Origin of the sequence: Kitasatospora sp. NBC_01560 (assembly GCF_045208415.1) — a bacterium.
GTDB lineage: Bacteria > Actinomycetota > Actinomycetes > Streptomycetales > Streptomycetaceae > Kitasatospora.
This window is the reverse complement of the sequence record NZ_CP109364.1, coordinates 9,539,020-9,552,104: the sequence shown is the minus strand read 5'-3', so window position 1 is coordinate 9,552,104 and position 13,085 is coordinate 9,539,020. Positions and strand designations below refer to the sequence as shown.

Below are 13,085 nucleotides of genomic sequence, written 5' to 3'. Positions count from 1 at the left end.
GCAGCAGCGAGGACGGGTCGGATCAGGCGGTACCGGTGCCGGGGCCGGCCTTCTCGACGACGGCCAGTTCGTCCAGGAGCGCGGTCTGCTGGGCGGTCAGCTCCTCCTCGGCGCCGGCCTTGTCCTGCTTGCGCAGCCACGCCCCGGGGCGGAACGTGGGGTCGGCGTCGCCGCCGGTGCAGTCGGCGGGGCCGGTGAGGGTGCCGCCGGCGGCGAGGTGGGCGAGCAGGCGCCGGTAGGAGCGGTTCCAGTCCGGCTCGATGCGCCACATCGCGTCCAGTGCCACTCGGAGGCGCGCGGGTTGAAGACGCGCAGCTTCACCGTCCGGAGGATCCGGGAGGCGTGCTTGCGGGCGCTGATCCGCAGCCCGTCCACCGGTGACTCCGTGGCGGTCGGCTGATTCGTCCTCGCCCTTCCCGGCCTCGGCGTCCGTCTCCTCGCCGAGCACGTCCAGGTGACCCGACGCCGCGAGTCCGCTGCCGCCGGTCGGGCTGCCTGCGGGGCGGCTCGGTGCAGGAGGCGAGGTGGCAGGATGACGCGGCGTCCGACTCTCGGCACGAACCGTGGCCGGTCGCCTCCTCCACCCACCGACCGGTTCGCCGCCCTCCAGGACATGCAGCAGGCACGGACTTGAGTATCCGTACTCAAGACGGAGCCGGGGACCGGCGCGAGGATGACCGGATGCCGCAATGGGTGATCGACGTTCTCGTGACCGTTGTCCTGACCACCGTGGAGGTGGTCGCACTGGTCGTCTCCTTTTTCGCCATCGGCATCAAACTGTGGGCGGCGGACAAGGGGGGCCGCGGGATCACACCCGGGCTGAAACGGGTCGCCTGGACCGTGACAGTGGTGTCCTTGGCGCTGCCCCTGGCGTGCGCCTCCGGGCTGTTTCTGCTGTCGCTGCCGATCGCAGCGACCACCCAATGCCTGCTGGTGGCAGCCGTTCCGTTTCTGCGCCCCGTCCTGAGCGGTGCGAACCATCTGCGGAAAGTCTTCACGCGCCGCCGTCACGGACACCGGCGGCGCTGACGTGCCCGGAAGTGCGGTCGGCCCGGCGGTCACCAGCAAACCGCCAAGGGGCGCGCAGCCGCAGGACCGGACCGAGCCCGGACGAACCGGATCCCGGATCCCGGGGCCCGGACACCCGGACCACGGCCAGGGCGGCCAGGGCTGCCAGGGCTGCCAGGAGCAGCAGGACGACAGGTCGGCCGCCAGGACGGCACTCCTTGCCGACAACGAGGGAATTCCCCGCACATCCGGACGGCCGCATCTGCGTGGGTAATTCCCGGCGAACTGGTCGGCGAAGTCACCGGCGCGATCGGGAACACTCCGACCGTCCGTCACATCAGCCGCAGTCCGGCACCGCCAGCGGCCACCGGCCGTTCCGGGCGGCAGACCCACCCGCTACCGGGGCCCTCGTGCACGCCGTGGCGGCCGGACAGGCTAGTTTGACCGGGTGAGTCTTCTCGATGATGTGGCTGAGCGCGACGGATGGCGCTGCTGGGTGTGCGACGAACCGGTCGACCCCGACAAGTCGGTGAACGACCCGCGGGGGCCGAGCGTCGACAGCCGGACCGCCGACCGGAAGGCGAAGGTCGCCGAGCGGCTGGCGCACCGCGGGTGCAACACCCGCAAGGGCGCGGTCAAGGTGGTCATCGCCTGGCCCGAGCACCTGTACGTGGTCGAACCCGCACCGCTGATCACCGTGGCCGCACGGCTGGAACGCAAGGGCGGCCGCGAGATCGTGGGCCGTTGTCCGACGAAGAAGGACGCCCAGGAGGCCGCGGACTGGCTGGTGGACCGCTTCTCCCGCCTCGCCCCGGAGCTGCCGGTGACCGCCGGCATCGAGGCGGGCGGCGGCCAGTTCCTCGTCGTCCTGGCCACCGGCCGCCGCTGACCCGGACGCAGCTGACCCGGACGCAGCGCAGGACATTCCGGGGCAGCCCGGCGCGCCGGACGCCCGGGAGCGCCCACGGGTGCAGGACGACGGCCGGTTGAACGACGCCCACGGTGCCCCCACCTCGGTCAGAACGCCGTGCGACCGAGACTTCTGAGATCGTCGTCGGCGCGATGGCCGGTGTAGAGGCCTGCGCGGGCGAGCCGGCGCCACGGCCGGGCGCGACGCAGCGCCATGTCGATGTCCGGGTCGGTGGAGTCGAGGTCGAGGTCGGTGACGGCGAGGGCGGGCCGGTTGTCGGCGGGCGCGCGGTCGAGCCAGCGCCCGCCCGGGGCGACGATGCCGGCGGGGGCGCCGGCGGCGTACTGGGCGGGGACGGCGTAGCCGAGCCAGTAGTTGTAGAGGGTGCCGTAGGCCTGGGCGACGGTGGCGCGGGCGGGGTCGTCGACCATGACGGACAGCAGGACGCAGTCGACGTCCAGGCGTTCGTACTCGGCGAAGAGTTCGGGGAAGTTCGCCTCGATGCACGTCGCGAGGCCGAAGCGGATCCCGTCCACGGCGAACACGGTGGGTTCGGGCCGGCCTGGGGTGTAGAGGTAGGACAGTTCGGTGTGGGACAGGTATCGCTTGTCGTAGCGGGCGACCGGGCGGCCCCGGTCGGAGACGACGTAGAGGCTGTTGTGCGGCCGCGTCGGCGGTGTCAGCGGGTGCAGGGAGCCGAAGACCGTCCACAGGCCCAGCTCCCCGGCAAGCGCGGCGATCCGCTCCGCCTCCTCGCGCAGGACGTCCCACGCCGCACCGGACCAGTCCGCGGGCACCAGGGTGCCGTCGGGGCCGGCCGCCACCACCCGCTTGTCCGGGTAGACGAGAGCGCCCTCCGGGAACTGCACCAACCGCGCCCCCGATCTGGCGGCCTCGACCATCAGGGCCCGGACCTCCTCCCCCGCCGCCCGGATCGCCACCCGGTCCGCCGGGTCCTCCGGAACCGTGCTCTGCGCCACCGCCAACCGCAACGTCCGCACCATCCGGCGACCTTACCGGGCTCACCGGCCCCGCGGGCAGTGGTCCCGCCCGGAACGCCCGGAAGACCCGGAACGCCCGCACGGCTGCCCCGGGCGCGGGCCGGTTCAGGCCAGGACGAGGTCCCACCGCTGGTTGTCGGCGCCCGTGTCGGGCGCCTGGGTGACCGCCGCACCGGCCGCGGCGGGGGCGGTCAGGGCGAGGCCGGAGTGGGCGAGCGTGATCCGGTAGCCGCCGGCGTGGTCGCCCCGGATCCGGAAGGCCTGGTTCATCCGCACCATGTCCGCGACGTCGGCCGGGTTCCTGATCACGGCCGTGCAGTGGTACTGGATCAGGGCCGAACCCGCAACGGTGCTCGAACCCGGCACGTCCAGGCACAGGCCGCTGTGTGCCGGGCGCAGGTTCCAGCCGCCCAGTGCAGCCCGGAAGACGAACGACTGGTTCGGGTTCCCCGTCACCGGGAACCCGACCAGGGCGGCCCAGTCCGCGGCCGAGGATCCCGACACGTCCAGGGCCAGGCCGGTGGCCCGGTTGACGACCCGGTAGGCCTGGTCGAGCTTCGGGTCCTCGAAGCCGTAGGACATCGGCCACTGGTAGTAGCCGCGCCACGGCGAGTCGGCGTAGTACTGGCGCGAGTAGTGCTCGGCGTAGTCGCCGCCGCACCCGCCGTCGCGGAAGATCTCGTCGTCGTAGCGGCAGTAGACCTCGAACACCTGCTTCTTGCGCGCGGTGTTCACGGCGTCCAGGTTCGGGCCCGACTCCCTCGCCAGGTAGTCCCGGTAGTAGGTGATGCGCGGCCAGGCCCTGCCCCGGCGGTTGAGGGCCCCGATCAGCAGCCGGGTCGTCGCGACATGATCGGAGTGGAAGTAGCCGGCGCCCGACACCGGGTCGGCCTGCGAGGCCTTCTGGTGGTCGGCCGACGGGTCCTCGGTGTTGATCACCGTCGGCCCGAAGTCGTCGATGACGCCCTGCACGAAGGCGAGGACCTGCTCACGGCCCAGTCGCTGCTGCACCGGCGCGTCCGCACCCGGGATCGGCCAGGCCTCCTGGCCGTCCGCGTACAGCGCCCAGAGCTGGCCCTTGAACATGGTGCCCGCCTCATTGGACGCGTTGGCGTCCGGCACCCTCAGCTCGACCGTCGACACCCGGTCCCCGAGCGTCCATGCCGTCGTCTGCACACCCGCCACCGAGTACGGCCAGTGCGCCCAGCCGCCGGGCATCCCGGCCGCCGCCTGATAGGCCTGCCGGACACCCAGCTCACGGCTCTCCATGTACGCGTACTTGTCGGAGTCCCCCGCATGGGAGGCCAGGCCGTCCCGGCTGTAGTACGACCCCACCAGGAACAACGTCCGCACGCAGACGTCCGGATTCGCCAGATCGTTGATCAAGTCCGGTGCCAGGAAGATCAGATCGTCATCGTGATGCGCCACCACGTTGAGCACCCGGCCCGCCGAGCACGGTGCGGCCGGCGCGGCAGCGGCCGGATCGACAACCCCGAATCCCGCCGCCAGGACAAGAGTTGCGATGACGCCACCGAAGCGCCGGGCGAGCCGCATGAATTCCCCCTTCGACAAAGGCCACCAGCGTCTCACGACAACCGGCCCACAATCACCCGGGACCGGAAGCGGGGACGACGGAGAGCAGGCGAAGCACCACCGGTCAGTGGCGGCGAGCTGCGGCCGGGGGTGGTCAATGGCTGAGGCCGGCTGGTGTCTGAGGTCGCGTCCATGACGAGGACCACGCCCCCACGCCCGCTCGATGTCGAGGCGCTCTTCCCGGAGCTGGCCGCCTACCGGGGGACGACGACGCGGCTCCACCCGCGGCCGGGCAGCCCGCAGGTGTCGGCCAGCTCGGTGGGCGGTCCGATGCTGTGGCCGGTGGACGAGCCGTGGCCGGTGTGCGGCGAGGCCCACGGCCGCGGACGGGGGCACCGCCCGGCGGACGTCCGCCGCTACCGGCAGGAGCTGGCCGCCGCGTGGGCCCGCGACCACGCCCCGGGCCCGACGGAGCAGGAACGGGAGCTGCTGCAGGGGCTGCACCAGGAGCACAGGATTCCCGGGGTATCGGAGACGGACGGGCTTCCGATGATCGGCCTCGTGCAGCTGTACCGGCGGGACGTCCCCGACCTGCCGATCGGGCCGGACGGCTGCGACCTGCTGCAGGTGTTCTGGTGCCCCTTCAACGCACACGGCCCGGGCCGGTACGGCCTGGAGCTGCACGTGCGCTGGCGGCGGTCGTCAGAGGTCGGCGAGGTGCTGGCGGCGCAGCCAGAGCCGCTGGTCGTCGGATCGGACGGGTTCGTTCCCGAGCCCTGCGTCCTGCACCCGGAGCAGGTGGCCACCTACCAGTTCGCCGGCCTGCTGCCCGAGGAGCTCTGCGCCCGGCTCGACGCCTGGGACGAAACGCAGGAGGAGGCCGCCCGGCCGGCGGACGGGCCCTCCGCACGGCCGATCGGCTACCAGTACGACCTGTCCATCCCGCCCGGTTGGCGCGTCGGCGGCTTCGCCTCCTGGCACTTGACGGACCCCTACCCCATGGACTGCCAGGCCTGCCGGACACCGATGCACCTCCTGCTGACCATCGACAGCTCGGAGTGGGACGGCGGCAGCGGCAGCTGGAGACCGCTGGAGGACCGGGACCTGCCCACCCATCGGTCCGCCACCCCCACCGAGGTCACCGTCGGCCGGTTCGGCGAGCTCAACGTCTTCGCCTGCCCTGTCGATCCCGTCCATCCCCACCGTTGGAGCATCCAGTAGCCGGCCGGCTGCCGGCCCTGTGCAGCAGAGCAGGATGCCGGCAGAGCAGGATGCCGCGCGTGCCCGCCGCGATCGGTGCCCGGCGATCGGCACCGGGCGGGGCCGTGTCCCGCCCGATCCGCGGGACGGGGCGATCGGACCGGAGACGAGGCCACTGCGGGGAGGCTTGACGTCGGTCGTGCGACACGGTGCCATGAATCCGGACGGAGGGGGCGCACGGTGGCCGACGGGAGCAGCGACGCCGAGGGCCGGGGCGATGACAGCCGGGGCGATGAGGGCCGGGGCGATCAGGGAGACGGTGATCGGCCCGCCCGTTCGCGGGGCCGGGATCGTCCAGGGCCGGAGGACGACTTCTGGGTGGTGGTGCTCGGGCTGATCGTGGTGGTCCTCTTCCTGGTCGGCCTCCTGTCCTGGCTGGGCACGGACGCCGGGACCGCGAACCGGGACTGGAACGGCGGCGGCTGGCACTGAGTGGGTGAGCCGCGAGGAGTGCCGGCGCACCGGCTGCACCTGACCCGCGCCCCGAACCGGGCGCGGGCCGCCGGCGGGCGCCCGGGGTTCTCAGGCGGTCAGGATCCGCTGCTCCTTCCCGGCCTCGATGCCGATCGGGACTCCGGTCAGCCCCTGGGTGTAGGTGACCGTGGCCGAGCCGCCGTTGCGCAGCCACGTCCAGGTGTCCCTGGCGGTGTCGAGGACCGGTCGGCAGCGCAGCCCCGCCGCGGTCGCCCTGGAGCTGTCGGCACGCCAGGTGCCCTGCCAGTCGGGGGTGTCCGGGGTCCAGAGGGGCAGCTCGGTCCAGGGTTCGACCCCGGCGGCGAGCAAGGTCGCGTCGTCCGTCCAGACGAGTTCGGCGTCCGATCCGGTGGCCCGGACGCAGGCCTCCAGGAACGCGCCGTAGGTGGTCCGGCCGATCGGCGCGGTGGTGACGAAGCGTCCGGTCAGGCCCTGGTCGATCAGGTCGAGCCCGAAGGTGGCGAAGTCCCTGGCGTCGATCAGTTGCATCGGCCGGCCCGGATCGCCGGGGGCGAGTACCCGGCCGCCCCGGGCGATCCGCTCCAGCCACCAGGGCAGCCGTCCGATCGGCTCGTACGGACCGTACAGCAGGCCGCAGTTGAGGACGGACGAGCGCTCGCCGAAGTGTTCGAGCACGGCTCGTTCGCAGCCCGCCTTGAGGGCGTTGGCGAACGGCTGGTCCGGCGCGGTGCCCGCCGGGCACTCCAGGGTGGCGGAGTCCTCGTCGACGGGCCCGGCGGGCCAGGCGGCGAAGGCGTGGACGGAGGAGACGAAGCTGTAGTGGCCGGCGCGGCCGCGGAGCAGCCGGGCGGTCTGTGCCACGTCGTGCGGCTGCTGGCCCGAGGTGTCGACGACGGCGTCCCATCGCCGCCCGTCGACCAGGCGCTCCAAGTCCCCCGGCCGGGTACGGTCGCCGCGCACCGCCTCGGCACGGTCGAGGTCGGAGCCGCTGACCCCGCGGTTGAAGGTGGTGACCTCATGGCCACGTGCGAGGGCGTCTGCGACGTAGGCACGCCCGAGGAACTTCGAGCCGCCGAGGACGAGGATCTTCATGCCTCACAGCCTGTCCACGGCCGGTTGCCGGTACACGGCCGTCCGCTTCGGCCCGGCTCATGTCCCCGGACCTCCTCCTGGGGGTGCTGTACCCGGCGAGCGCGGCCCCGGGCCCGGCCGCGGCGCCGGCCCTGCCGTTCCGCAGGCGTCGGCCGGTCCTGGGACGGGGCCGGTGCACGGAAGGCCGCCGGCTCCTCGGCCCGCCCCGCCGTCACGTCATCTCCGGCCCGAACCGACGCCGGTATGCCGACGGGGTGATGCCCGTCCCGCGGCGCATCAGGGCGCGCAGATTTGCGGCCGTGCCGAGCCCGCTGCGCCGCGCGACCGTCTCGAAGCCCGACTCGCCGTGCTCGATCAACCGGCATGCCAGGGCGAGCCGTTCCCCCGTGACCCAGGCCAACGGCGTCGTGCCCAGTTGCGCCTGGAAGCGGCGGTGCAACGTCGCCGGGCTGACCGCCGCACGCGCTGCGAGGTCGGACACCGTGAGCGGTCCGTCCAGCCGTTCCTGGGCCCAGACGAGGACCGACGCCAGGGAGTCCTCCGGCAGGTCGGGCATCGGGCGCTCCACGAACTGCCGCTGCCCGCCGTCCCGGTGCGCCGCGAAGACCAGCCGCCGGCTCACGGAGTTGGCGACCTCCGCGCCGTGGTCGCGGCGGACGATGTGCAGCCCGAGATCCAGCGCGGCCGCGCTCCCCGCGGCGGTGAGGATGTCGCCGTCGTCCACGAACAGCACGTCCGATTCGAGGTGGACGGAGGGGAAGCGGGCGCGGAAGGAATCCGCCCACTGCCAGTGCGCGGTGGCCCGGCGCCCGTCGAGGACTCCGGCCTCGGCCAGGGTGAAGGCACCGCTACAGAAGCCGACCAGGCGCGCCCCGCGTGCGTGCGCCCGTCGGACGGCGTCGAGGACGGCGGTACGGCGCGGCACCTCGACGTCCGGGCGGTTGGGGACGATCAAGGTGTCCGCCTCGTCGGCCGCTTCGAGACCGGCGACTCCTGTGAGCGTGAAGAATCCGTCGCGCATCAGGGTGCGGGGTTCGGCGGAGCAGAGCCCGAAGTCGTAGAGATCACGGCCGATCTCCGGTCTGCGCAGTCCGAAGACCTCGGTCGCGCAGCCGAGCTCGAAGGGGTTCGAGTTCTCGTCCACGATCACGACCACCCGGTGGACGCCCGCCGGGCGACCTGCCTGCGAGGATTCTTTCGCCATGTGCAATTCCTAGCACTCACGGCGGCCGTGCGGAACGGTCCAGGATGAGCCCATGCGTAGCGAACCCATCTCCCTCGCCAAGGCTCTGGCCTCCTTCGATGCCCTGTGGAGCCCCCGTATCGTCACCCGCGTCAACGACTACGACGTCCGCATCGCCAAGGTGGAGGGCGAACACGTCTGGCACGTCCACGACGACACCGACGAGTTCTTCCTCGTCCTCGACGGCGAGCTGCACATCTCCTTGCGCGAGCCCGGCGGGGAGCGCACCGTCCTGCTCCCGCGGGGGTCGGTCTTCACCGTCCCCCGCGGCACGGAGCACCGGCCGTCCGCTCCGTCCGGCGCCGCGATCCTCATGTTCGAGCCCACCGGGACACCGAGCGTGGGCGATCGCCACGACGCGATCCCGGAGCACGTGGACTCGACGACCGGGCACGCGCTCGATACCTGAGCCGGCACGCCCGGCCGGCGAGGCCTGGCCGAGCTCCTCGCACAGTGCAGCGCAGGACAGCGCAGTGCAGCGCAGGGCGGCGCAGTGCAGCGCAGGACAGCACAGGGCGGCACAGCGCAGGCGGCGCCCGCCGGCCGCGTCAGGCCGGGTGGACGAGGCGGTTCTCGTAGGCGAAGACCACCGCCTGGATCCGGTCGCGGAGTTCGAGCTTCTGCAGGACCCGCCCCAGGTGGGACTTGACCGTCGCCTCCGCGAGGTACAGAGTCGCCGCGATCTCGGTGTTGGACAGGCCGCGGCCGACCTGGACGAGCACCTCGCGTTCGCGGGCGCTGAGGCGGCTCAGCCGCGCGTCGCGGACGGTGCCGGTGCCGGGGCCGGCGGGGAGGTGCGGGCGGAAGTCCTCCAGCAGGCGTCGGGTGATCCGCGGGGAGAGCACCGCGTCGCCCGCGGCGACGTTGCGTATCGCGGTGAGGAGCTCCTCGGGCCTGGTGTTCTTCAGCAGGAAGCCCGAGGCCCCGGCGCTCAGCCCGGCGAAGGCGTACTCGTCCAGGTCGAAGGTGGTGAGGATCAGCACCCGGCTCTGCGGGGAGACCTCGACGACCTGCCGGGTCGCCTCGATCCCGTCGGTCCCGGGCATCCGGACGTCCATGAGGACGACGTCGGGGCGCAGCTCCCGGGCGAGGCGCACCGCCTGGACGCCGTCGGCGGCTTCGCCCACCGGTGCCATGTCGGGCTGGGCCTCCAGGACGGTACTGAAGGCCATCCGGAGCAGTGCCTCGTCGTCGGCGATCAGGATGCGGATCGTCATGCGGACTCCGTCGCACTGCTGTTGAGGAGGAGGCGGGTACGGACTCCCCAGCCGCCGCCCGGGAGCGGTCCGGCCTGCAGGGTGCCCCCGTAGGCGGCCGAGCGCTCGCGCATACCGGGGATGCCGTGGCCCGACGGCGGGCCGGTGGGAGGTGGCGGGCAGGGGCCGCTGTCGGTGACGTCCACGACGACGCTGTCGGCCGAGCACCGGATCCGGACCTTCGCGTCCGTGCCGGGGGGCGTGTGCTTGAGGGTGTTGGTCAGGGCTTCCTGGACGAGGCGGTAGACGGTGAGTTGCGCGGTGGCGGGGACGTGGGCGTGGTCGCCGTGGACGTCGAGCCGGGTCGGCAGGCCGGCGGCGCGCATCTGGCCGGCGAGGGAGTCCAGCTGGGCGATGCCGGGCAGCGGGTGGCGCTGCGCGTCCGGTTCGTCGGTGCGCAGGATGCCCAGCGAGCGCCGCATGTCGGCCAGGGCCTGCCGGCCGGTCTCGGAGATCTGGAGCATCGCGGCGGTGGCCCGGTCGGGCGACCGGTGCTGCGCGTAGACGGCGGCATCGGTGAGCGCGACCATGACGGACAGGTTGTGGGTGACGATGTCGTGCATCTCCCGGGTGATGCGTGCCCGTTCCTCGGCGGCGGCCAGTCGCGCCTGCTGTTCCTGTTCCAGCTCCAGGCGCGCGGCCCGTTCCTCCACGGCCGCGAGGCCGGCGCGCGTGGTCCGCGCGTTCACGCCGAGGACGGTGACGGCCACCACCGTCGCGGTGAGCGCGACGAAGGGGGCCAGGAACGCGCCGTCCGTCGCCCAGCGCAGGCAGGCCAGCACCACCCCCGCCTCGACGACGGCGGCGGCGGCGAGCGTGCCGTGCCGGCCCGAGTGCGCGGCCGCCGTGTAGAGGGCCACCAGCACGGCGACGGCCGCCGGCAGCTGGACGCCCGTCAGCCACTGGACGAGGGCCGCGGCCGCCACCGCGCCGAACACCGTCAGCGGGGCCCGGCGCCGCCACAGCAGGGGCAGCGCGAGGGCGGCGGTGAGGAGCACCGCCACCGGCAGCTCCTGCGGCGCGTACGTGGTCACGACGTGGAGGAGCAGAAGCGCCGGCAGCAGCGACTCCTGCGCCATCGGCGGCAGCCGGGAGCCCCGGCGCCGGGCGGCTGCCCGCAGTCGCTCCGCCTGTGCGTGTGGCGGGCCGTCGTACCACCGCGGCCGGAGGGCTCCGCCCGGCCGCGGCCGTACCTGGTCCGGGTTCCCGTCCCGGCTCCGCCGGCGCACCCGGTGGGCGCTGCCTGGTCCCGCGGCCGCCTCGGTCATCACGCATCCTCGTCGATTCGACGTCCCGACGGCCCCCCGCCGGGGCCGCCACCACGTACCGCCGGGACCGGCGCCGGGTACGGGGCCGACCGTCCCGCGCCGCCCGGCACGGACCGCGGCCCTGACACGGTAGGCCGCGCGCCCTGCGAAGCGCATGAGCCCACCGTCTGATTGCACCGGGCCGCGGTACGACCACAGGAGGAGCCGCGCCACCTCCCTCGGTCGCAGTGCGGCCCCGCCCCGGCAGGCCCGACTGCCACCCCGGTCGCAGGGGACCTGCCGCGGACTGCGACCCCCGTGGCACGCGACGGCGACCCGGGACCGATGCGGCCGCGCACGCCCGGCGCCGACGATGGCCGGGTGACCGAGATCATCACGGGACCGCACATGTCCCTCCTGGAAATCCTTCTCCTGCTGGGTGCCGTCGCACTGGTGACGGCACGCTGGCTGCCCCCCGCCGTCCGCCCGCGCGCCACGGTCGCGGCGGGCGCCGTCCTCGTCCTGTCCGCGATCCTGCTGACTGCCACGGGGATCCGCTGGCAGATGCTGCCGGTCCTGGTGGGCGCCGCCGCCGCGTTGCCGTTCGCCCTCGCCCCCCTGCTGCGCCGCCGTGCCGCCCGGCCGCCGTGGCGGGCCCGCTGGTGGCTGGCCCTGCCGGGCTCGATGGCCTGCGCCGGCCTGATCGCCACGGGCCCGGTGGCCGCCTGGGCCTTTCCCGTCCCCGTCTTCCCCGAGCCGTCGGGCGAATTCGCCGTCGGCACCCGCGTGGTGCAGTGGACCGACCCGCAGCGCCCCGAGACCTTCACTCCCGACCCGGACGACCGGCGCACCGTCCTGGTCCAGCTCTGGTACCCCGCGCAGCAGAGCCCCGCGGACGCGCAGCGGGCGCAGTACCTCGGACGCACGGAGAGCGAGGCACGCACCGTCTCCGACGCCCTCGCCCGCCAGACCGGCCTGCCGGGTTTCCTGATCGAGGGCGTCGCGCAGGCCCGCACCCACGCGGTCTTCAACGCCCCGGTGGACGGCCGGGGCGGCCGCTACCCCGTCGTCCTGTTCTCCCCCGGGTCGGGCGGAGCCCGCACCCAGAACACCGCCTGGGCGGAGGAACTGGCCAGCCACGGCTATGTCGTCGCCGCCCTCGACCACCCGTACGACTCCGCCGCCGTCGTGCTCGACGACGGCCGGACCATCACCACCGAGACCCACTCCTCGGGCGACGCGGACGAGGACGCCCGACTCGCGGCCGGCTGGACGGCGCTCCGCGCCGCCGACCTCGGCTTCGTCCTGACCCAGCTGGGCGGTCTGGACCGGCAGGGCGCCGCCGACCCCCTCGGCGGACACCTCGACACCGGCCGGGCCGCAGTGGCCGGCCACTCCATGGGCGGTGCCGCCGCCCTCCAGGCAGCCCGGCAGGACCACCGGTTCGGCGCCGTCATCGACCTGGACGGCTTTCCCCACGGCCCCGCCTCACCCGCCCTCGACCAGCCGGCACTCGCGCTCACCCAGGCCGTCACCCCGGCAGCCGACCCGCGGTACTTCCCCCGCCTCACCGAGGCCCTCGACGCCACCACCGCGACGAGCTACCAAGTCACCGTCCCCGGCGCCGCGCATCTCACCTTCACCGACAGCCCCCTCTACCTGCCGCCCGTCCCCTCGATCGTCGGCACTCTGGGCCGCACCGACAGCCCGCGCATCGTCGCCGCGGCCACCCTGGCCTTCCTCGACGCCACGCTCCGGCACCGGCCCGTCGACCTGACCGCCGTCCTGCCGGCCTACGGCAGCCTGACCGTCCACCACCCGAACACCAACCCCTGAGCGGCGGGTAGCAGCCGACCGGGGTGGTGCCGGGGGCGGGGTTGGTCTTCCCCGCCGGCACGTACTCCCACGGGAAGCGGCCGTGCCAGGTGTTCGCCATCCGCCGGCCCCGGGGGGCGAACTCGTCGCCCCAGGGCACGAACCGCCGGAACGCGGCCACGGTGACGGGGTGCTCGTCCATCCAGAAGCCGTCCACCACCACCGGGTGCACCGGCCGCTCCTCCGGATAGAACCCCTCCGCACCCATCAGGAAGGACCCGCCCG

The 13,085-nt window shown here is 73.7% G+C and carries 12 protein-coding genes and 1 pseudogene; 5 read left to right on the top strand and 8 right to left on the bottom strand.

Going from position 1 to position 13,085, the window contains the following annotated elements; genetic code table 11:
* Positions 1–22: 22 nt before the first annotated feature.
* On the bottom strand, positions 23–271 hold the full coding sequence (locus tag OH807_RS40775) for a helicase associated domain-containing protein (protein ID WP_406210426.1): 249 nt from the start codon (positions 269–271) through the stop codon (positions 23–25).
* A 410-nt stretch (positions 272–681) separates the two neighbouring features.
* On the opposite strand from OH807_RS40775, the gene OH807_RS40770 reads away from it, so the two are divergent.
* Together OH807_RS40770 and OH807_RS40765 are read left to right on the top strand one after the other, a co-directional pair.
* Entirely contained in the window at positions 682–1,029 is a 348-nt protein-coding gene (locus OH807_RS40770; protein WP_406210423.1) for a hypothetical protein, read from the top strand.
* 427 nt (positions 1,030–1,456) lie between these two features.
* On the top strand, positions 1,457–1,897 hold the full coding sequence (locus OH807_RS40765) for a hypothetical protein (protein WP_406210421.1): 441 nt from the start codon (positions 1,457–1,459) through the stop codon (positions 1,895–1,897).
* Positions 1,898–2,025: 128 nt separating this feature from the next.
* Here the strand turns inward: OH807_RS40765 and OH807_RS40760 are convergent, their stop codons facing one another.
* Together OH807_RS40760 and OH807_RS40755 are read right to left on the bottom strand one after the other, a co-directional pair.
* Positions 2,026–2,922, bottom strand: coding sequence for a carbon-nitrogen hydrolase family protein (locus OH807_RS40760; RefSeq protein ID WP_406210418.1), 897 nt, complete (start codon positions 2,920–2,922; stop codon positions 2,026–2,028).
* A gap of 102 nt (positions 2,923–3,024) precedes the next feature.
* Positions 3,025–4,473 carry an RICIN domain-containing protein gene (locus OH807_RS40755; RefSeq protein ID WP_406210415.1) on the bottom strand — a complete coding sequence of 483 codons (1,449 nt, stop codon included), beginning with the start codon at positions 4,471–4,473 and terminating at the stop codon, positions 3,025–3,027.
* Positions 4,474–4,644: 171 nt separating this feature from the next.
* On the opposite strand from OH807_RS40755, the gene OH807_RS40750 reads away from it, so the two are divergent.
* Positions 4,645–5,673 (top strand): hypothetical protein, encoded by a 1,029-nt coding sequence (locus tag OH807_RS40750; protein WP_406210412.1) that lies wholly within the window; start codon positions 4,645–4,647, stop codon positions 5,671–5,673.
* Between the two features lie 561 nt (positions 5,674–6,234).
* Here OH807_RS40750 and OH807_RS40745 read toward each other — a convergent pair.
* Together OH807_RS40745 and OH807_RS40740 are read right to left on the bottom strand one after the other, a co-directional pair.
* The gene (locus OH807_RS40745; RefSeq protein WP_406210409.1) at positions 6,235–7,239 is read right to left on the bottom strand and encodes an NAD-dependent epimerase/dehydratase family protein; all 1,005 of its coding nucleotides are present in this window, start codon (positions 7,237–7,239) and stop codon (positions 6,235–6,237) included.
* A 211-nt stretch (positions 7,240–7,450) separates the two neighbouring features.
* A complete protein-coding gene (locus OH807_RS40740; protein ID WP_406210407.1) occupies positions 7,451–8,443 on the bottom strand; it encodes a GlxA family transcriptional regulator in 993 nt (330 codons plus the stop codon).
* A 52-nt stretch (positions 8,444–8,495) separates the two neighbouring features.
* Between OH807_RS40740 and OH807_RS40735 the strand changes: the two genes are divergently transcribed.
* Positions 8,496–8,891, top strand: a complete 396-nt coding sequence (locus OH807_RS40735) for a cupin domain-containing protein (RefSeq protein ID WP_406210404.1) — start codon at positions 8,496–8,498, stop codon at positions 8,889–8,891.
* A 139-nt stretch (positions 8,892–9,030) separates the two neighbouring features.
* On the opposite strand, the gene OH807_RS40730 is transcribed toward OH807_RS40735, so the two are convergent.
* The gene (locus tag OH807_RS40730) at positions 9,031–9,699 is read right to left on the bottom strand and encodes a response regulator (RefSeq protein ID WP_406210401.1); all 669 of its coding nucleotides are present in this window, start codon (positions 9,697–9,699) and stop codon (positions 9,031–9,033) included.
* Positions 9,696–10,817: a sensor histidine kinase gene (locus tag OH807_RS40725; protein WP_406210398.1), complete on the bottom strand. Its 1,122-nt coding sequence runs from the start codon at positions 10,815–10,817 to the stop codon at positions 9,696–9,698. The genes OH807_RS40730 and OH807_RS40725 overlap by 4 nt, the downstream gene beginning before the upstream one ends.
* A 513-nt stretch (positions 10,818–11,330) precedes the next feature.
* Here OH807_RS40725 and OH807_RS40720 point away from each other — a divergent pair.
* Positions 11,331–12,821: an alpha/beta hydrolase family protein gene (locus tag OH807_RS40720; RefSeq protein ID WP_406210395.1), complete on the top strand. Its 1,491-nt coding sequence runs from the start codon at positions 11,331–11,333 to the stop codon at positions 12,819–12,821.
* Here OH807_RS40720 and OH807_RS40715 read toward each other — a convergent pair.
* Positions 12,814–13,068 (bottom strand): annotated as a pseudogene (locus tag OH807_RS40715) (SUMF1/EgtB/PvdO family nonheme iron enzyme); the annotation flags it as partial. The gene OH807_RS40720 and the pseudogene OH807_RS40715 overlap by 8 nt on opposite strands.
* Positions 13,069–13,085 lie beyond the last annotated feature (17 nt).